Genomic DNA, 18,186 nt, shown 5'->3' with positions numbered 1-18,186 from the left:
GCATCCGCCGCCCGTTCCCTTGCCAGAAGCCCGGACTCCGGCAGGGGCGACCGCGGCTGTTTGTGGCAAACGGCGGGCTTTTTAATGGCCAAATACTCTATCCAGGCACCCGATCGGCACCCGTATACTTAATACTAAAAAACTCATACGATAAAATTCTTGGATCCAGTTTTGACGGTAACACAATCAAAATAGAAACACCGATAATAACTTTTTCAAAAACATGAGTTCATAAATCTCATAATATTCAAAGTTTTGTTATTTTGAATTGCCCATTATGGTTTGACCATCCGGATTATCATCCATACCCTGCGCTCCGATACTGATAGACATCTGGAGATTATCCAATGAGTTCAAGCTGGAAAGGGATTCTGGCTGCGATGACGCTTGCCCTAAGTGCAGCGGCCAGCCTGCCCGCCCATGCTGACGCGAAAAGCTGCGGAACCGACCGCACAATCGATATTGCCGAGATGACCTGGCCCTCCGCGGCCGCTCTCGCGCATATCCACGCCTTCATCCTCGGCAAGGGTTATGGCTGTGACGTCAAGCTGGTGACGGGCGATACCGTCCCGACGTCTTCCTCCATGCTGAGCCGCGGCCAGCCGGCCGTCGCGCCCGAGCTGTGGACAAGCGCCATCGAGAAGCCCTGGGCCAAGGGCATCGAGGAAGGCAAGGTGGTGAAGCTTGCCGATGCCATTACCGATGGCACCGTGGAAGGCTGGTTCATCCCCAAATACATTGCCGACGCGCATCCCGACCTCAAGAGCGCCGCGGATGTGGTGAAGCACCCCGAACTGTTCCCGGATCCGGAGGATCCCAGCAAGGGCCGGCTTTATTCCTGCCCGCCGGGCTGGGCCTGCGAGCTTTCCACCTCGGCCCTCTTCAAGGCCTATGACATGGATGGCAAGTGGAACCTGTTCTCCCCGGGCTCCGGCGGCGCGCTTGACGCCTCCATCGCCCGCGCCTTCCTGCGCAAGCAGCCGATCCTGTTCTACTACTGGGGCCCGACGGCCATCCTCGGCAAGTATGATGCTGTAAAGCTCGACATGCCGCCGGCCGACAAGGAAGTCTATGCCTGCAACACCAACCCGGATTGCGCCAACCCGCCGGGCAAGACGGACTATCCGTCCTCGCCCGCCATCGTCGGTGCCGCCGCATGGGTGAAGAAGGATGCCCCGAAGATCGCCGACTATTTCTCCAAGGTCGGCCTCACCAACAACCAGATCAGCGCCATCCTCGTCTATGGCGATGAAAACAAGGCTGATGCCGAAGCAACCGCCATCAACTTCCTCAAGACCGAGGAAGATGTGTGGAGCAAGTGGGTGACACCCGAGGCCGCGGCCAAGGTAAAGGCTGCGCTCTGACGACCAGCGGCTTTCCCGACCGCTTCGGGAAAGCCTGACGAGAAAGCGGCCGGGCGAGGTGCCCGGCCGCTTTTGGCCGTTGATAGAAAGTGATCCCTGATGTTTCCGGATATTATCGACACCCGCCCGCTGCGGCGCGCGATTGACGAAGGGCTCAACTGGGTCGTTGCCAATTGGGGCACCCAGTTCGAGGCAGCGGCCCACCCGCTGCTGGTCCTCCTCAACCTCATCGAAAAGCTGCTCGTGGCCACCCCCTGGTGGGTCATCGTGCTGGTACTCACCGCCATTGCCTGGCGGGCGACCCGCCGCTGGCCGCTGCCGGCCGTCGTCGCGATCTCCCTGCTCTTCCTCGGCGTGATGGACCTGTGGCGCGATGCCATGGCGACGATGGCGCTGATGATTGCCGCCACGCTGACGGCCATCATCATTTCCATCCCCGTCGGTGTTGCCATGTCGCGCTCCGTGCGCGTACGCCACGTGCTGACGCCGATCCTCGACCTGATGCAGACACTGCCAAGCTTCGTCTATCTGATCCCGACGGTGATGATCTTCGGGCCCGGCAAAATCCCGGCGCTTATCGCCACCATCGTCTATGCGGCGCCGCCCCTCGTGCGCCTCAGCGATCTTGGCCTGCGCTCGGTCGATCCGGCCGTGATGGAGGCATCGCGTGCCTTCGGCACCACACCGGGCCAGCGCCTGATGGGCGTACAGATCCCGCTCGCCCTGCCCACCATCCTCGCGGGCATCAACCAGACGACGATGATGGCGCTTGCCATGGTGGTCATCGCCTCGATGATCGGCGCCGGCGGGCTGGGATACCAGGTGCTGCAGGGCATCGGCCGGCTCGAAGTCAGCCGCGGCCTGTTCGCTGGCCTCGGCATCGTCGTTCTCGCCATCATCTTTGACCGCATAACCCAGGCGTTCGGCCGCCAGCTTCAGGCGCGCATCGGACTGGTGGAGGCCCGCCCATGAGCATGACCACCGACATGACGACGGAAAAAAACCGCCCGGCGGCGCCCACTACAGCGGCTCAGGCCGAAAGCGAAACCGCCATCAGCATGCGCGGCGTCACCAAGATTTTTGGTGAGAATCCGCAGCGCGCCCTGAACATGCTGCAGGAAGGCAAATCCAAAACTGAAGTTCAGGCCGAAACCGGCAACGTTGTCGGCCTCGACAATGTGTCGCTGGAAATTGGCCACAACCAGATCTACGTGGTCATGGGCCTTTCCGGCTCCGGCAAGTCCACGCTCATCCGCCACGTCAACCGTCTGATCGAGCCTACCTCCGGCGAGATCATCGTCGGCGGCAAGGACGTCCTCAAGATGTCGCTCGACGATCTGCGCACCTTCCGCCGCACCAAGGTGGCGATGGTGTTCCAGAAGTTCGGCCTGCTGCCGCACCGCTCCGTGCTGGACAATGTGGCCTACGGTCTCGAAGTCAGCGGCGTGGGCAAGAAGGAACGGCAGGAAGCGGCGGCAAAGTGGATCGAGACCGTCGGCCTTGCCGGTTACGAGAACTCCCGCCCGCAGCAGCTCTCCGGCGGCCAGCAGCAGCGTGTCGGCCTCGCCCGGGCGCTTGCGCTCGATACCGATATCATCCTGATGGACGAGGCTTTCTCGGCTCTTGATCCGCTGATCCGTTCCGGCATGCAGGATGAGCTCATCAACCTGCAGAAGAGCCTGCACAAGACCATCCTCTTCATCACCCATGATTTCGATGAGGCGCTGAAAATCGGCGACCGCATCGCGGTGCTGAAGGACGGTGCCGTCGTTCAGCAGGGCAAGCCCGAGGATATCGTGCTGCGCCCCGCCAACGAGCACATCGAGGAGTTCGTGCGGGACGTTAACAAGGCCCGCGCCATCCATGTGCGTTCCATCATGGAGCGTGGCGCGACCGAACCTTGCGAACTCTGCGTCTCGCAGGATGCGCGCTGCGAGGATGTGCTGCCGCTTTTTGCGGAACATCAATGGGTTGGCGTTACGGACGAGGCCGGAAACCAGATTGGCCGGGTGACGGCCAAGCAGGTCATCAAGGCGCTTGCCCGCTATACGCCGGGCGTTGGCAACTAGTCGCCTGCGTCCGCGCGCCGCAGGCGCGACATTCGGCAGCACCCCGCCACGGAAGCACCGTGGCGGGGTGTTTTTTTATTGGGGATTTTTCTCGCTCATACATCGGCATGTGCAGTGAAAATATTGGCTATTCTGCTCCGGGCAGGAAATTTTCAGAACTGCGCCAGAACGTAAAATAAAAATTTCAATTTCAAACTTATTCAGACCGGCCAACAACCACGCCATCCGCGTTTTTCGCATTCAAACAACAGTTTTCAAAGCAGATCATCCGATAAAAGTCGCTTTATGGTGGGCATATTTTTCTAATTTTACTTGGCCAGTTTCTGGACACATTCCTGACTCACAACCCATTACAGACGTTTGCAGGGGACGTCCGACGGTCACCGCAAGGGCTCCTCCTCACGCCCTTGCGGTGGCTTCGCTCACAACTCGACCAAAGAATACGGGAGTGACGTGATGACCCTATCTGGCCGCCTTTTTCCGGCCGTCGTCCTTGCCGGCAGCATGGCCCTGATGGCCGGTGCCGCCCTTGCCGACCAGCCGACCGCCAAGCCCACCGGCCTCTGGCTCACGACCGACTATCCGGCCGTGACGGAGCATATGGGCGATACCGCCACACTGTCCCTGACGCTTGCCAACTCCAACCTGCCGCCTGTGCGGGTCGGCTTTTCGCTTGAAGGACTGCCCGATGCCTGGAAATGGCAGATCGACGGCGGCAGTAAGCAGATTGCCGCCGCGATGGTGGGGCCGGATGACAAGCGCCTTCTTGATCTCAAGCTGACCCCGCCCGAGGGTGTAAAGCCGGGCAATTATGATTTTACCGTCATCGGCAAGGCCGATGATGGCGAGACGCTGAAGCTGCCCATCACCGTGACGCTGGGCGCTGCCAGCCCCGACGAGATTACCCTCGACCCCAAACTGCCCTCGCTGCGCGGCACCCCGCGCTCCAAGTTCGAGTATGACGTCTCCATCCATAATGACAGCCCGGAGGAGGCAACGCTCAACCTCGTGGCGGACGCCCCGCCCGGCTTCGGCACGACCTTTACCGAGCAGTATGGCAGCCAAGAAATCTCGTCCCTGCCCTTCAAGGCGGGCGAGACCAAGACAGTCAAGGTTGCCATCAAGCCGCCGGCCGATCTGGCTGCCGGCAAATATGCCGTGACCGTCAGTGCCGCCGACGCCAAAACACAAGGCAGTACGCAGCTTGGCCTTGATGTCACCGGCCAGCCCACCATGTCGCTCACTGCCGAGGATGGCCGCCTTTCGGGTCAGGCCGAGGCCGGCAAGGAAGCGACCTTCAGCTTTACCGTCAGCAACACCGGCACGGCTCCGGCCAAGAACCTGAAGATTTCGGCAAACACCCCGTCCGGCTGGAAGGTTGAAGCCGACCCCAAGTCGCTCGACGAACTGGGCCCGGGCGCAGACCAGAAGATCGCGCTGCACGTCACCCCGTCCGACAAGGCGATTGCCGGCGACTATATGGTCAACGTCAATTCCGCCGGTGACGGCGTCTCCGACCATGCTGACCTGCGTGTGACAGTCACCACCTCCACCGTGTGGGGCATTGTCGGCCTTCTGATCATCGCGGCGGCCGTCATCGTACTGGCCTTTGCTGTCACCCGGTACGGTCGGCGGTGAGCACGCCCGTCATCGAGGCCAGAGGCCTCTCCAAGCGCTACGGCCCGGCGATAGCGGTTGACGCGCTTGATCTGACGGTGATGAAGGGAGAAGTCTTCGGCCTGCTCGGCCCCAACGGGGCCGGCAAGACGACAACCATCCTGCTGCTGCTCGGCCTTACCGAACCTACGGAAGGCAGCGTGAAGGTGCTGGGGCGGGATCCGCTGCGTGAGCCGCTGGTGGTAAAATCGCGGGTCGGTTATCTGCCGGATGCCGTCGGCTTTTATGACCATATGAGCGCGTGGGAGAACCTTGCCTACACCGCGCGCCTTGCCGGCCTTGAGCAGCAGGACGCCACCCGCCGTATCGCTGCCGCGCTGGAGCGGGTGCGCCTGCCGCATGTCGCCCAAAAGCGCGTCAGCACCTTCTCCCGCGGCATGCGCCAGCGCCTCGGCATCGCCGATCTGCTGGTCAAGGGCTGCGAGCTTGCCATTCTTGACGAGCCCACCTCCGGCCTCGACCCGCAATCGACACAGGAACTGCTGGAGCTGATCGGCACGCTGGCACGGGAGGGCATGACCATCGTGCTCTCCTCCCACCTGCTTTCCATGGTGCAGAGCGTGTGCTCGCGCGTTGCGCTCTTCCACCAGGGCAAGGTCGGGCTGGTCGGCAAGGTCAGCGAGCTGGCCGGCAAGGTGCTGGGCGGCTCCTACGTCATCGAGCTGGAGGCCGAGGGCTGCGACGTACCGGCGGTTGCCCGCACAGTGGAGGGCGTGTCGCAGGCCAGCCGCCTCAGCAACGGGGCGGTGCGGGTCGATGCCCGCAGCGATGTGCGCGGAGCCCTTGCCGCCGCGATTGTTGCGGCGGGCGGCGAGCTCAAGCGCCTGTCCATGGACCGCTCCAGCCTCGACGAGGTTTATGTGCGTTATTTCGAGCAGGTGGACCATGCGGCGTGAAGGTTCGCCCTTCAAGGGCCTCTCGGTCGTCGCCTTCAAGGAAGCGGCCGATCACATGGCGAGCCCGCGCATGCATCTGGTCATGCTGCTCGTCATCCTCACCGCCATCGGGTCGATTTACGGCGCCATCGGCCAGATCAAGGAAACGGTGGGACAGGACCCGTTCCTGTTCCTGCGCCTCTTTACCACGGCCCGCGATCCGCTGCCGTCCTTCATGGCCTTTCTCGGCTTCCTACTGCCGCTGATCGGCATCGCGCTCGGCTTCGATGCGGTGAATGGCGAATATAGCCGCCGCACCATGAGCCGCATTCTCTCCCAGCCGATCTACCGGGACGCGCTGCTGGCCGGCAAGTTCCTCGGCGCGCTCATGGTCATCGCCATCTGCCTCGTGACGCTGTGGCTGATGATCTCGGGCATGGGCATCCTGCTGCTGGGCCTGCCGCCATCGGGTGAGGAGGTGCTGCGCAGCTTTGCCTTCCTGCTCACCTCGCTGGTCTATTCCGGCGTGTGGCTGGCCGCTTCCATGCTGTTTTCCACCCTGTTCCGGGCGCCAGCCACCTCGGCCCTTGCCGCCCTGACCCTGTGGCTGGTGCTGACCCTGTTCTGGGGCATGCTGGCACCGCTGGCGGCCGGTGCATTTGTGCCGATCGATCCGTTTGACCCGTCAACGGCGGTGCATCAGGCGGAAATTGCCCATGCGCTGGCGCGTCTTTCGCCCAGCACGCTGTTCGGCGAGGTAACGCTGGCGTTGCTGAACCCGGCGACCCGGGCGCTCGGCATCATCTTCTATAGCCAGCTTCAAGGGGCTGTCATGGGCGCGCCCCTGCCCTTCGGCCAGAGCGCCATCCTGATCTGGCCGCAGCTTGCCAGCCTGATCGCCGGCATGCTGGTCGTCTACACCATCGCCTACCTGTCGTTCCAGCGGCAGGAAATCCGGGCCTAGAAGGAAGTCTCCTGTCGAAACTCGGGGCGCCTGCCGAACCACCGGCAGGCGCCTTTTCTTTTTGTATCCGTCCCCTGTCCCCAAAACAGGGGACATACGGGCCCGGCCCGATGTGGGAAGATGCGGGCAGAAGAGAGATCAGGCAGATCGCAGGCCCCCGATGCGTCACCCCAGAAACCCCAACCAGATCACGATCTATCTCGTGGATGATGATCTGAGCTTCCAGCGGGCGATGGTGGGCGCGCTTGAGGCAGCGCCGGACATGGCGCTGCTGGCCATTGCCGGCTCCCGCACCGAAGGCATGATGCTGATGGATGCCCCGCCGGTTGACGTCCTTATCGTCGATCTCGGCCTGCCGGACGGCTCGGGCATCGACATCATCGCCGCCGCGCATGAAAGATGGCCCACCTGCAACATCATGGTCAGCACCACCTTCGGGGACGAGCTGCATGTCATGCAGTCACTGATGGCGGGCGCAGCGGGCTATCTGCTGAAAGACAGCGCACCGCCCAGCATGCTCAATGAAATCCGCACCTTGCATGCCGGTGGCAGCCCGATCAGCCCGCTTATTGCCCGCAAGATCCTGCTGCGTTTCCGCGACGGTTACCAGCCGGAGGAAGAAGCACCCGCTGCAAGCGCACCGACCTCCCGCAACAGCCTGTCGCTGCGCGAACGCGAGGTGCTGGAGTACATCACCAAAGGATTTACAACGGTCGAGATTGCTGCCCTGATGTCGGTCTCGCACCACACCGTCTCGACTTTCGTGCGCCGCATCTACGCCAAGCTCGAAGTAAACTCGAAGGCGGAGGCCATCTACGAAGCGAACGCCCGGGGCCTGCTGGCCAGATGACTCTGCCCGGGGCGCGGATGTTTCCTGAAGGCGGGGTGCGGTCGTTCCCGGGCCCGGGAATGAAACCCGGTTCAGGACGCAAGACCGCCTGCATGATAACCAGCTTTTTCCGCCTCGCCGAAAGCCGCATCCTCGTCGAGCAGCTGCGCCTCATCATGGGCAATTTCCGCAGCACCTGGCCCTCGATGGTCATCGCGCTGCTGTTTCTCTGGCCGCTCAGCACCGATCAGAATGCGCTGGCACTGCGCTTCTGGTGCGCCGGCGTTATCGTCTCCAACCTCAATCTCCAGTTCTATGTCCGCCGCAAGCTGGCGCGGGGGCTGGTGCCAGGCGAAGCGCGGGGCACCGCCGTAGCGCTCGGCCTTCTCAACGCGGTCGACGGGCTGCTCTGGGGGCTTTTACCCTGGCTGACCCTCGGCCTTGTCGGACAGACCGGCTTCGTGCTGGTCATCGCTGCCTATTGCGGCATGGTGGCCGCCGCCGTCGCCACCCAGTCCCCGGTGCTGCCGCAATTTCTCGCTTTCACCCTGCCGCAGTTCGCCTCCTTCGCGCTCAAGCTCTGGCTGCTGGGCGACCCCGCCTATAGCGTGCTGGCTGTTGCCGCCGTGCTTTACTACATCGCCATGGCCGGGCAGGCGATCAACAGCTCCCATGCGGCGCGGGCTGCTATCGATGTGCGTTTCGAACTGGCCGACAGCCACGCGCGCCTGCGCGAAATCGAGCGGCGCCAGACCCTGGCCGAAGAGCGCCAGCGCCTTGTGCAGGATATGCATGATGGCCTTGGCTCATCCCTGCTCGGCGCCCTGCGTGTGGTGGAACACGGCCGCCTTGCCGAGCTTGATATCGCGGATGTGCTGAAAAGCTGCATCGATGACCTGAAGCTGGCCATCGACTCTCTGGAGCCGGTCGATGCCGACCTGCTCCTGCTGCTGGCGACGCTGCGTTTTCGCCTCGGCACCCGGCTTGAAAGCTCCGGTATTGTGCTCAGCTGGCAGGTGCGCCCTGTTCCCACGCTGGAGTGGCTCGACCCGCGCACCTCGCTGCACATTCTGCGTATCCTGCAGGAGGCGATTGCCAACATTATCAAACATGCCGGTGCCACCGAGGTGCTGGTGGAAACCCGGGCCGATGCCGGCAATGTCTATGTCTCGGTCACCGATAACGGGCGCGGCTTCGATGCCGAGCGTGCGCTGGAAGTGGGCGGTGGCAAGGGGCTGGTCAGCCAGATGCGCCGGGCCCAGGCCATCGCCGCCGAAATCAGCTGGACCCGGCCCGGAAAAGGCACCTGCGTGACGCTGCGTTTGCCGATCTTGCAGGCCCGACAGGGCTGAGCGCCCTTACGCCGGCCCGGCTGCCTTCCCGATCAGCGCCATAAGGTCTTCCCGCACCTGCGGTGCAGCGGCGATCACCGGGCCGCCGGCCCTGAGCCCGCCGGGACCGGTGCCGAACGGTGCGGTCCAGCCCCCGGCTTCGCGCACGAGGCAGAGCCCGGCAAGACAATCCCAGGCATTGATGTGCGGTTCGTAATAGCCGGCAAGGCGCCCGCAGGCGACTTCGGCCAGCATCAGCGCGCCGGAGCCGGAACGGATGAACATGCCGCCCGCCTCCAGAAGTTCGGCCACGAAGCGCCAGGCCTCTGCCACCGGTACGCGGAAATTGGCGCCCACGCCCATCAGCGTATTCTGCACGCTTGCATGGTGATTGACGCTGATTTCCTGGCCGTTGAGCAAAGCTCCGCCGTCCCGCACGGCCTCAAACAGCTCGTTCGCCTGCGGCGCGAAGATCAGGCCGAACTCGGTCTCTTCTCCGGCCATAAGTGCGATGGAAACACACCAGTCCGCCCGGCCGGAGACAAAACAGCTGGTACCATCAATGGGGTCGACGACCCAGCGATAGCCAGACGTCCCCGGCTCAAAACCGCTTTCCTCGCCAAGGAAACCATCTTCGGGGAAAGCCGCTTCCAGCTGCGTGCGGATCAGGGCCTCAACCGCCTTGTCGGCGAGGCTCACCACATCCTGCCCGTTGTCTTTTTCGGTCGTGCCGAGCGCCGTCAGATCGGCGAACCAGGACTGCGCCAGGGCTCCGGCTTCCCGGATCAGCGGTTCCGCCACCGCAAGCCGGGCGGCAAGGCCCGGCGTCGTGCTGTCAGGCAAGGTTGCCAGCTCCCGTCTTTGCAGCGGCCATCACGCTCGCCCGCTCTATCAGCACCGGCTCGATCGTCTCCTGCATCGGCGGCAGGGTCGGGTCAACAAGGCGCCGCTCCAGTACGTCTACTGCCCGGTCGGCCATGGCGACCGGATCCTGCCGAAAGGTGGTCAGGCGGTAGGAAGACCAATCCGCCTGTGCCACATCGTCAAAACCGACGACCGAGATATCACCCGGCACGGAAAGGCCCCGCTCATGCCGGGCATAATCCATCACGCCGAAGGCCAGCAAGTCGTTGGCGCAGAAGATGCCCTGCACGGCACCGCCCGCCCCCAGCAATTCCCGGCCAGCCTCGATCCCGCCTTCATAGGTGGCATCCTCTCCGCGTGCGATGCCGGTGACCGCCCCCAGCCGGGCGGCTTCTTCGCAAAACACCCGCTCCCGTTCCACCATGCTGGGCGTGCCTGCTGCCGAGCCGATAACGGCCAGATTTTTGAGCCCGCGACCAACCAGCAGCCGGGCTGCCTGCCGGGCCGCAAGGGTATTGTCGATGCGCACATGGTCGGCGCCCGGCTCCTGCCGGCCCAGCACCACCAGCGGCTGGCCGTTTCGGCGGGCAAGATCGACAAAATCGGAGGGCGGCGAGCCGGAAAGGATCATCGTCGCCTCGGCCCGGTACCCCAGCAGCATGCGCTGGGCATCCGCCAGTTCCTGCTCGGTCTGACCGGTATTGATGAGCATCGGCACGCTGCCGCGCGCAATCAGCGCCTTGGTCACCGCCGCCACCAGCTCGGCCCGGAAGCCGATTTCGGGTTTGGTGACGACCAGCCCCACCAGCCGGCTGCGGTTGGAAAGCAGGCCGCGGGCAAGGTCATTGACCTGATAGCCAAGCGCCAGTGCCGCCTCCATCACCTTCTCCCGCGTGGCGGGGGCGATGCTGGCGCCGGGGGTAAAGGCGCGGGAAACCGCCGAGCGCGAGACGCCGGCCTTCAGCGCCACGTCCTGCGCGCTGACAAAACCGACAGGCTGGCTGCGGTCCTTTTTGCGGTCCTGGGCCATACCTGCCCTACTCCCCTAATGTCCGACACGGGCCAGTACATCGGCCCTGAGGAAACGTTCGACGATGGCCATGAAGGCGATGGACGGAATGAGCAGCAACAGTGCGGTGATGGATGCGATCTGGTAATTGCCGCCGGCCCCTGCCGAGTAGAGCAGCAGCGGCATCAGATTGACGTCGGGCGCCCCGACGAAATAGCTGCCGGTGAACTCGTCCAGCGATTCCAGAAAAACGAAGATGGCACTCGCCATCAATCCGGGCGCCGCCAGCGGCAGCGTTACATCCATGAAAGCGCGCGGCGCCGAAGCACCGATGGACCGCGCCGCCTGTTCCAGATCGCGGTCGATGGCGGCAAAGGCCGCCGTGGCAATCCAGACAGCATAAACGAGCCCGTGCGTGACATGCACCAGCACCACACCGGGGATCGTGCCGTTCAATCGCAGCTCATAGAACATGCGTGCCACATTGACGAAAACCGGCAGCTCCGGAAAGGCTTGCGGCACCAGGAAAGCCAGCAGGATGAGGCTGCGCAGCGGCAGTTTGAGGCGCGCCAGCGCATAGCCGGAGGGGATCGCCAGCGCCAGCGCCACAATCACGGTGACCGTAGCAACAATCACGGAATTGATGAGCGATTCCAGCGCATTGCCGCGCGGTGCAAAAACCTTCGCCCAGTTGCTGAAACCATATTCCAGCGGCAGGGCATGGGGAAAATACCACTTCTCCGTTACCGTCCAGATCAGGAGATTGGCAAGCGGGCCGAAGATGGCGAAGGCAAGCGCGCCGAGCAGGATGCCGCGCGGCACCCACCAGAGATCGATGCCGAAACGGCCGCTGCGGGCAGGCGATACTGAATTCAGGATGCTCATGCCCGCTCCTTGACGCTGTGGCGCAGATATATCCAGGCGGCGCCGGCGGTGATCAGCAGCGAAACGAAGCCAAGCGCATTGGCCACGCCATAATCGCCATAAGAGTTGATACGGAAAGCGATGTCAGCCGTCAGCATGGTCGGGGACTGCGCATTGATCATCAGCGGCACCGACAGCACCGACATCATGGTGACGAAGGACAGAACAAGGCCGACCATCAGCGTGGTGGCGATCTGCGGCACCACGATCTCGACGAGAATACGCAGGCGCGAGGCGCCAAGGTTACGTGCCGCCTCGATGGTGCCACGGTCGATGGAGGCCATCGCACCGGCCACCAGCAGGGCAACGAACGGCACCTGCTTCCACACGAAGGCGATGACGATGCCCCGCCAGTCCAGAAAGCTGGTTGCCGATATCGGCGTCATCAGGCCCAGTTCGATGAAGATGTTGTTCATGAGCCCGTTCTTGGCGAGGAAAGTGCGCAGCACCTGCCCCACCACGATGAAGGGCACGAACATCGGCCAGCGATAAAGCCAGCGCAGCACGGCAACGGCGCGCGGGTTTTCGCCGAGCGTCAGATAACCGGCAATGGCGGTGGAAAAGAAACCGATCAGCAGCGTGGAGAGCAGCACCACCATAACGGTGAACAGCACATCCCAGCGATAAAGCTCGAACACCTTGATGAAGTTGGCGATCCCGTACCCCTCGCCGCTTTCGAACGCGCCAATCAGGGAGGCCCCCAGCGGCACCATGAACAACAGCACGATGACGGCCAGTGCCGGCAGCACAAACAAGAGGGCGAGCAATCTTTGCGGCATGGGCTGACGAGCCCTCCAGATCGGGAAAGCGGGGGCCGCCGGCACTCCCGAAGGGTGCCGGCGGCCAGTCCTTGAGCCGGAAACCGGCCTTAGTTCATCGCCTGACGCTCGTAAGCCTCAAGGATAGCGCTGTTGTAGGGAGCAATCGGGAAGGGCTTGCCGTACTTGGCCAGATCTTCCGGAGTGATGTCCTTGAACAGCTTGTTCCAGGTGGCCGCATCCAGCGAGGCCTGGACATGCTGGGCATCGATGCCCGGATACCAGTTGAAGCGCTTGACGATGCCTTCAGCCTGCACTTCCGGGCTGGTGGCGAGCGCCACGAACTTCTCGGCCAGTTCCTTGTTGGCGGTCTTTTCCGGGATCACGTAATGCATCGGCTGGCCGGGCATGCCCGGGGCCGGCAGTACCAGCTTGAGGTCCGGCGGCAACTGGCCACTGGCCTGCCAGGAGTAGAACATGTCGACCCAGACGGGGCCCATGGCGATTTCGCCGCGGCTCAGCAGGTCGAGCGTGCCGGCATTGCCCGGGGTCAGCGTGGCGTCCTTGGTGAAGTCACGCAGGCTGGCAAAGGCCTTGTCCCACTTCTTGGTCTCGGCTTCATCGAACGGGCCGTTCATCAGTTTCTTCGCATCGCCATCGCCGAAGGCATAAACCCAGCCCATGACGAAGCTGACGCCCGAAGCGCCGCCCTTGATGCCGTTATAGCCGAATTGCTTGGGATGGGCCTTGGCCCACTCGGCGATCTCGGCGTAGCTCTTCGGCGGGTTCGGCACCAGGGCCGGATTATAGGCAATCGCCGTCTGGCTGTTGAACATCGGCATGACATAGCCATCGACGTTCGAGCCAAGCGCCATCCTGGCATTGTCACGGGTCACCAGCGTGCCGGTGGCGATGTCGCCGCGATACTTGTCGAGATAACCGCCCTTGACCATCGGGCCGACGAACTTTTCATGCACGACGGCCACGTCGGTATCCCAGGTGGCGGTACCGGCCTTGGACTGTGCCTCGAAACGCTCGAGGATCTTCTGCGAGCCGGCATCGCCCGGGCCGGTGCCCACGGCACGCACGGTTACGCCCGGGTTCTGCTTTTCAAAAAGCGGGCCCAGATACTGGTTCACATAGTCGACCATATTCTGGTCGCCGGCGGTCATGACGGTAAGTTCCGCCGCCGCGGCCGGGGAAGCGACGAGGCCGAAGGCCAGCGTTGCCTGGATGAGGGTCTTCATCAGTGCGTCTCCAGTTGGCTTCAGGAATTAGGGTCAGGCTTCCACTACCTCCGCTGACCGCTTCCCCACGCCCTCCGGCGGCATGGCCGCCAGGCGGGACGCGCCCCCCTCTGTCGGGTAGAGAAAGAGATCACCGGATTTGATGCGGACGGTGACAGCGTCGCCCACGGCAAAGGCAGCGGGAGCATCGACCTGGATGTCGGCCTCCCCCACCTTCACACCGTGGCGCCACTGCCCGCCCGGATAACTGACGGCCGTTACATGGCCGGAAAGGGTAAGGGCGCCGTCCACCGGCGCCGTGCCCGCTTGTGCCGGCAGCAACTCGGCGGCCTCGGCGCGGAAACGAGCCTCGACGGGGCCGGACTGAAGATCGCGCCCGGCGAGCGGCAGAAGGGCTTCGGCAGAAACCGGCGAGGCGGCAATGCGCACCGCCTCGCCGATGCCGCCTCCGCTGCCGCCGGGAAGCCGTTCGGCTTGCAGCAACAGGCGGTTTTCCGCGCCCAGAAAGGCCGCGACAAAGGAGCTGGCCGGGCGGTTATAGATTTCCTCCGGCGTGCCCTGCTGGGCGATGTGCCCGTCTTTGAGGATCACGATCCGGTCGGCCATCACCATCGCCTCTTCCCGGTCATGGGTCACATGGATGGCGGTGATGCCGAGGCGCCGCTGCAGCGCGCGGATTTCATGCCGCACCGTCAGGCGGATGCGGGCATCGAGATTGGAGAGCGGCTCATCGAGCAGCAGGATTTCGGGGTCGATGGCCAGCGCCCGCCCCAGCGCCACACGCTGGCGCTGCCCGCCGGACAGCTGGCCGGGCTTGCGCGCACCAAGCCCCTGCAGGCCGAGCAGATTTTCCATCTCCGCCACCCGGGCGGCGATCTCGCTCTTTGGCCGGCGCTTCAGCTTGAGGCCGTAGCCGATATTCTGCGCCACCGTCATATGCGGCCACAGGGCATAGGACTGGAAGACGAGCGCCATGCCGCGCTTGTCCGGCGGCAGCTGCGTTACCTCCCGGCCCGAGACGGCCACCCGGCCGCCGCTCGGGGGCACAAAGCCGGCGATGGCGCGCAGCAGCGTGGTCTTGCCGCAGCCTGACGAGCCCAGCAGTGCCACGAACTCACCCTTCCGGATGGCAAGGTCAATGCTGTGCAGAACGGTGTTGGCACCGTATCCGACGGTCAGCTGCTCCAGCTTTAAAAACGCCTCGCCCATCTCTTTCCATCCCTCAAGCGCACGGATGCACAGCTGTGCATCGAGTCGTAAAATTGCGCCGCTGAAAGGAAGATAGAGCCGGTCGTTAAAACTTTTGTGACAGGCCGCGGAAGTTCCTGTGACAGCCCGGGCATACAAGCCCAAGCCTTTGCAATCACTGAACTTTCGCTTTCGTTTTGGCGGACTGTCCGGCTTTTGCCGATATCAGTTTGCCTTTCCTCCCTCAGCCAGCGCTCTGTGGCGCCATGCCGTTATCGGAAAGTGTGCGGCCATTTTTGCGGTAACGAAAGTAAAAATCAGCCGGCGGCACATAGTTGCGCAAGCAGGGAGCGGACCCATCGGTGCGCAGGATCGTGATGGGTTCTCTCATGCCATGCCACTACCTTGGTAAAGCCCGGGATCGCCAGCGGGGGTTCGAAATAAACGAGCCCTTCGACACCTGCCACCAGACGACGCGGCACGATGGCAATGAGGTCGCCACTGCGAAGCAAGTCGAGCAACACAAGAAAACTCGGAAGGGATGCAACAACCCGCCGCGTTCGTCCCAGCGCCGCTAACGCCGTATCTGTCACCCCCTGAAATACACTGCCGCTATGGGACATGATGGCGTGATCAAGCGCACAGAACTGGTCCAGCGATAGCCCGGTTGCTGCCGCGTCCGGATGGCCCGCCCGCATGACGCAAACATACCCTTCATCAAAAAGTCGCCGGCTGCGCAGCCCTTCGGGCGTCGTGTCGGGCGTGAGCAGGGCTAGATCGACATCGCCTTTTTCCATCTGGGCGGGGAGCCGGTCATCCTCAACCGGTCTGACGGCAACGATTACTCCCGGGGCCTGCTGTCGCAACACCGCCAGTAGCGGCAATACAGCGGCCTTCATCGCATAGTCTGTCGCCGCTAGCGTCAGGGTAAAAGCAGCAACGGCCGGATCAAAAGAGACCGGCTGTAAAAGCCCCTCCACCTCCGCCAGTATCTGCTTCAATGGCATGGCAAGCGCCAAGGCTCGTGGCGTGGGAATAATGCCGCGCTGGCTACGGACAAACAGCGGGTCAGCGAAACTGTCCCGCAGGCGCGTGAGCATGCCGCTGACAGCCGGCTGGGTCAGACCCAGCCGACGCGCTGCGCGTGTGACATTGCGCTCATCAAGCAAGACGTCCAGCGCCCTGAGCAGATTGAGATCGATTGCCCTGATATCAGACACAATGATGTCAGAAATTATGAATAGCGATTGGATTTATTTCTTGGCCGGTTTCATCTGTCAAGCATTCGTCGCCAGGACAGCTTCCCTGCCGACCAATCCAATTCAGGAGCTTGAATGATGAGCAGAATCGTCTGGCCCGAAGGCTACCTTCCCGGCTTCACCGATAATTATGTTTCCAACGAAATCACCATCGCCGGAATCTCGGCCGCCGAGGTATGGGGCTGCCTCGTCGATACCGGTCTCTGGCCTGCCTATTACAGCAACGCATCGGACATTCGCTTCCATAATGGTCCCGGCCCCACGCTTTTCGCCGGTGCCCGTTTCCGTTTCACGACCTTCGGCTTTCCTGTCGAAGCGGAAGTGACGGAGTTTGAAGCGCCGAGTGAAGGAAAGCCCGCCCGGATTGCCTGGCACGGCTGGGTCGAGGGTGATGCGGAGGGACGCCTCGACGTCCATCACGCCTGGCTGTTTGAGGACTTGCCGCATGGCCGTGTCCGCCTGCTGACCCAGGAGACACAGAACGGACAACCGGCGCGTGACCTTGCCGCCACCCTGCCGAACCCGATGCTGAATGCGCATCAGGAATGGATTGTCGGTCTCGCCGGCGCCGCTCTGAAGGCCCGTGCCAGCTAACACACGCCGCCGCTTGATTATAATCAATAAAAAGCCCGGCCTCCTCCCCCTCAAGACGAGGCCGGGCTCCGATACCACCGGTCGGCATCAGGCCTTTGTCAGGCCGTGCCCCAGATGGCTTCGGCCGTTTTCACCACCAGCTCCAGCTTGCGCTTCTGGTCATCCTCGGTGATGGAATTGCCTTCTTCGGTAGAGGCGAAGCCGCATTGCGGCGCGATGCCCAGCTGATCGAGATCGACGAATTTCGATGCCGCATCGAACTTGCGCTTGAGGTCGTCGAGACTCTCAAGCTCGGCCACCTTGGTGGTGATGAAGCCGGGGTAGACACGCTGCTTGCCCTTTTGCAGGAGCTTCAGCGGCTCAAGCCCGCCAGCCCGTTCGCTGTCATATTCCATGAAGAACACGTCGATGCCGGTCTTGTTGAAAACGGCATTGGCGGCGGGGTCATAGGCACCTTCGGCAACCCAGGTGGATTTGAAATTGCCGCGGCACATATGCATGCCGATCAGCATATCCTCCGGCCGGTCCTTGATCGCGTCATGCATCATCTTGGCGTAATGGTCGATGAGCCAGTCCGGGTCCAGCCCTTCCGCCTTCTTCTGCTCGCGGATCTTCGGGTCGCACAGATAGGCAAAGAAGATGTCATCCATCTGCAGATAGCGGCAGCCCGCCTCGTAGAACTTCTTCACAGCCTTGGCATAGGTCTTCGCCAGATCGGCAAACAGCACGTCGAGATCGGCATACTCGGCCGGATGAATATCGGCCTTGGCGGTACGGAAATGGCAGCAGCTGGGGCCGGGGATGGAGATCTTGGGCGTGACCCTGGTCACCGAGGCCAGATATTTGAAATGCTCCAGCATCGGGTGATCGTCGGGGAAATCGAGCTTGCCGGTGATGGTCGGGAAGATCGGCCGCAGATTGACGCCGTGGAACTGAACGCCTTCGGAAGGGGCGCGCTCTTCCAGCTCAAAGCCGGTGAGCCCGCCCATGAAGTCATAATGCCAGAAGGAGCGGCGCGCCTCGCCATCGGTCACGACCTTGAGGCCGAGCGATTCCTGGATGCGCACTTCCTCGCGGATGGCCTCATCTTCAACCGCCTTTAGCTCGGCGGCGGAAATCGATTTTTCGCCGTAAAACTTCTCTCGGGCCTTCTTGATCGATGCCGGCCGCAGCAGCGAGCCGACATGGTCGGCGCGCGTGATCGGTTGTCTCATCACCATCTTTTCCGTCCCTG

17 protein-coding genes are annotated in these 18,186 nt (G+C 62.8%); 9 read left to right on the top strand and 8 right to left on the bottom strand.

Annotated features, from left to right (window positions below):
* The first annotated feature begins 380 nt into the window (after window positions 1–380).
* From QTL98_RS21265 to QTL98_RS21230, 8 genes are all read left to right on the top strand, one after another.
* Window positions 381–1,364, top strand: coding sequence for an ABC transporter substrate-binding protein (locus QTL98_RS21265; protein WP_445682819.1), 984 nt, complete (start codon window positions 381–383; stop codon window positions 1,362–1,364).
* A 99-nt stretch (window positions 1,365–1,463) separates the two neighbouring features.
* Entirely contained in the window at window positions 1,464–2,336 is an 873-nt protein-coding gene (locus tag QTL98_RS21260) for an ABC transporter permease (RefSeq protein ID WP_445682818.1), read from the top strand.
* An 86-nt stretch (window positions 2,337–2,422) separates the two neighbouring features.
* On the top strand, window positions 2,423–3,433 hold the full coding sequence (locus QTL98_RS21255) for a quaternary amine ABC transporter ATP-binding protein (RefSeq protein ID WP_445682903.1): 1,011 nt from the start codon (window positions 2,423–2,425) through the stop codon (window positions 3,431–3,433).
* Window positions 3,434–3,889: 456 nt separating this feature from the next.
* Entirely contained in the window at window positions 3,890–5,071 is a 1,182-nt protein-coding gene (locus QTL98_RS21250) for an NEW3 domain-containing protein (protein ID WP_445682817.1), read from the top strand.
* Window positions 5,068–6,006, top strand: coding sequence for an ABC transporter ATP-binding protein (locus QTL98_RS21245; RefSeq protein WP_445682816.1), 939 nt, complete (start codon window positions 5,068–5,070; stop codon window positions 6,004–6,006). The genes QTL98_RS21250 and QTL98_RS21245 overlap by 4 nt, the downstream gene beginning before the upstream one ends.
* Window positions 5,996–6,949 (top strand): ABC transporter permease, encoded by a 954-nt coding sequence (locus QTL98_RS21240; RefSeq protein ID WP_445682815.1) that lies wholly within the window; start codon window positions 5,996–5,998, stop codon window positions 6,947–6,949. Before QTL98_RS21245 ends, QTL98_RS21240 begins: the two co-directional genes overlap by 11 nt.
* A 160-nt stretch (window positions 6,950–7,109) precedes the next feature.
* Window positions 7,110–7,799: a LuxR C-terminal-related transcriptional regulator gene (locus QTL98_RS21235; protein ID WP_445682814.1), complete on the top strand. Its 690-nt coding sequence runs from the start codon at window positions 7,110–7,112 to the stop codon at window positions 7,797–7,799.
* A gap of 92 nt (window positions 7,800–7,891) precedes the next feature.
* Window positions 7,892–9,130: a sensor histidine kinase gene (locus QTL98_RS21230; RefSeq protein WP_445682813.1), complete on the top strand. Its 1,239-nt coding sequence runs from the start codon at window positions 7,892–7,894 to the stop codon at window positions 9,128–9,130.
* 6 nt (window positions 9,131–9,136) lie between these two features.
* Here the strand turns inward: QTL98_RS21230 and QTL98_RS21225 are convergent, their stop codons facing one another.
* From QTL98_RS21225 to QTL98_RS21195, 7 genes are all read right to left on the bottom strand, one after another.
* The gene (locus QTL98_RS21225) at window positions 9,137–9,952 is read right to left on the bottom strand and encodes an inositol monophosphatase family protein (RefSeq protein WP_445682812.1); all 816 of its coding nucleotides are present in this window, start codon (window positions 9,950–9,952) and stop codon (window positions 9,137–9,139) included.
* Window positions 9,945–11,003, bottom strand: a complete 1,059-nt coding sequence (locus QTL98_RS21220) for a LacI family DNA-binding transcriptional regulator (protein ID WP_445682811.1) — start codon at window positions 11,001–11,003, stop codon at window positions 9,945–9,947. The genes QTL98_RS21225 and QTL98_RS21220 overlap by 8 nt, the downstream gene beginning before the upstream one ends.
* A 15-nt stretch (window positions 11,004–11,018) precedes the next feature.
* The gene (locus QTL98_RS21215) at window positions 11,019–11,867 is read right to left on the bottom strand and encodes an ABC transporter permease (protein WP_445682810.1); all 849 of its coding nucleotides are present in this window, start codon (window positions 11,865–11,867) and stop codon (window positions 11,019–11,021) included.
* Entirely contained in the window at window positions 11,864–12,685 is an 822-nt protein-coding gene (locus tag QTL98_RS21210) for an ABC transporter permease (protein WP_445682809.1), read from the bottom strand. The genes QTL98_RS21215 and QTL98_RS21210 overlap by 4 nt, the downstream gene beginning before the upstream one ends.
* An 89-nt stretch (window positions 12,686–12,774) precedes the next feature.
* Window positions 12,775–13,911, bottom strand: a complete 1,137-nt coding sequence (locus tag QTL98_RS21205; protein ID WP_445682808.1) for an ABC transporter substrate-binding protein — start codon at window positions 13,909–13,911, stop codon at window positions 12,775–12,777.
* A gap of 33 nt (window positions 13,912–13,944) precedes the next feature.
* Window positions 13,945–15,120 (bottom strand): ABC transporter ATP-binding protein, encoded by a 1,176-nt coding sequence (locus tag QTL98_RS21200; RefSeq protein WP_445682807.1) that lies wholly within the window; start codon window positions 15,118–15,120, stop codon window positions 13,945–13,947.
* A 296-nt stretch (window positions 15,121–15,416) separates the two neighbouring features.
* Entirely contained in the window at window positions 15,417–16,319 is a 903-nt protein-coding gene (locus tag QTL98_RS21195; protein WP_445682806.1) for a LysR family transcriptional regulator, read from the bottom strand.
* A 117-nt stretch (window positions 16,320–16,436) separates the two neighbouring features.
* Between QTL98_RS21195 and QTL98_RS21190 the strand changes: the two genes are divergently transcribed.
* Window positions 16,437–16,952 carry an SRPBCC domain-containing protein gene (locus tag QTL98_RS21190; protein ID WP_445682902.1) on the top strand — a complete coding sequence of 172 codons (516 nt, stop codon included), beginning with the start codon at window positions 16,437–16,439 and terminating at the stop codon, window positions 16,950–16,952.
* Window positions 16,953–17,050: 98 nt separating this feature from the next.
* Here QTL98_RS21190 and QTL98_RS21185 read toward each other — a convergent pair whose 3' ends face one another.
* On the bottom strand, window positions 17,051–18,166 hold the full coding sequence (locus QTL98_RS21185) for a 5-methyltetrahydropteroyltriglutamate--homocysteine S-methyltransferase (RefSeq protein ID WP_445682805.1): 1,116 nt from the start codon (window positions 18,164–18,166) through the stop codon (window positions 17,051–17,053).
* Window positions 18,167–18,186 lie beyond the last annotated feature (20 nt).

It is taken from the genome of Radicibacter daui (assembly GCA_030657355.1).
Lineage (GTDB): Bacteria > Pseudomonadota > Alphaproteobacteria > Radicibacterales > Radicibacteraceae > Radicibacter > Radicibacter daui.
The sequence above is the reverse complement of the archived record's forward strand: the minus strand, read 5'-3'. Positions and strand labels throughout refer to the sequence as shown.

Coding starts and splice junctions, on each gene's coding strand:
- QTL98_RS21185 (WP_445682805.1), bottom strand. CDS start 18,166: ATGAGACAACCGATCACGCGCGCCGACCATGTCGGCTCGCTGCTGCGG.
- QTL98_RS21215 (WP_445682810.1), bottom strand. CDS start 11,867: ATGAGCATCCTGAATTCAGTATCGCCTGCCCGCAGCGGCCGTTTCGGC.
- QTL98_RS21260 (WP_445682818.1), top strand. CDS start 1,464: ATGTTTCCGGATATTATCGACACCCGCCCGCTGCGGCGCGCGATTGAC.
- QTL98_RS21190 (WP_445682902.1), top strand. CDS start 16,437: ATGAGCAGAATCGTCTGGCCCGAAGGCTACCTTCCCGGCTTCACCGAT.
- QTL98_RS21255 (WP_445682903.1), top strand. CDS start 2,423: ATGCGCGGCGTCACCAAGATTTTTGGTGAGAATCCGCAGCGCGCCCTG.
- QTL98_RS21235 (WP_445682814.1), top strand. CDS start 7,110: ATGCGTCACCCCAGAAACCCCAACCAGATCACGATCTATCTCGTGGAT.
- QTL98_RS21230 (WP_445682813.1), top strand. CDS start 7,892: ATGATAACCAGCTTTTTCCGCCTCGCCGAAAGCCGCATCCTCGTCGAG.
- QTL98_RS21240 (WP_445682815.1), top strand. CDS start 5,996: ATGCGGCGTGAAGGTTCGCCCTTCAAGGGCCTCTCGGTCGTCGCCTTC.
- QTL98_RS21220 (WP_445682811.1), bottom strand. CDS start 11,003: ATGGCCCAGGACCGCAAAAAGGACCGCAGCCAGCCTGTCGGTTTTGTC.
- QTL98_RS21250 (WP_445682817.1), top strand. CDS start 3,890: ATGACCCTATCTGGCCGCCTTTTTCCGGCCGTCGTCCTTGCCGGCAGC.
- QTL98_RS21200 (WP_445682807.1), bottom strand. CDS start 15,120: ATGGGCGAGGCGTTTTTAAAGCTGGAGCAGCTGACCGTCGGATACGGT.
- QTL98_RS21265 (WP_445682819.1), top strand. CDS start 381: ATGACGCTTGCCCTAAGTGCAGCGGCCAGCCTGCCCGCCCATGCTGAC.
- QTL98_RS21205 (WP_445682808.1), bottom strand. CDS start 13,911: ATGAAGACCCTCATCCAGGCAACGCTGGCCTTCGGCCTCGTCGCTTCC.
- QTL98_RS21210 (WP_445682809.1), bottom strand. CDS start 12,685: ATGCCGCAAAGATTGCTCGCCCTCTTGTTTGTGCTGCCGGCACTGGCC.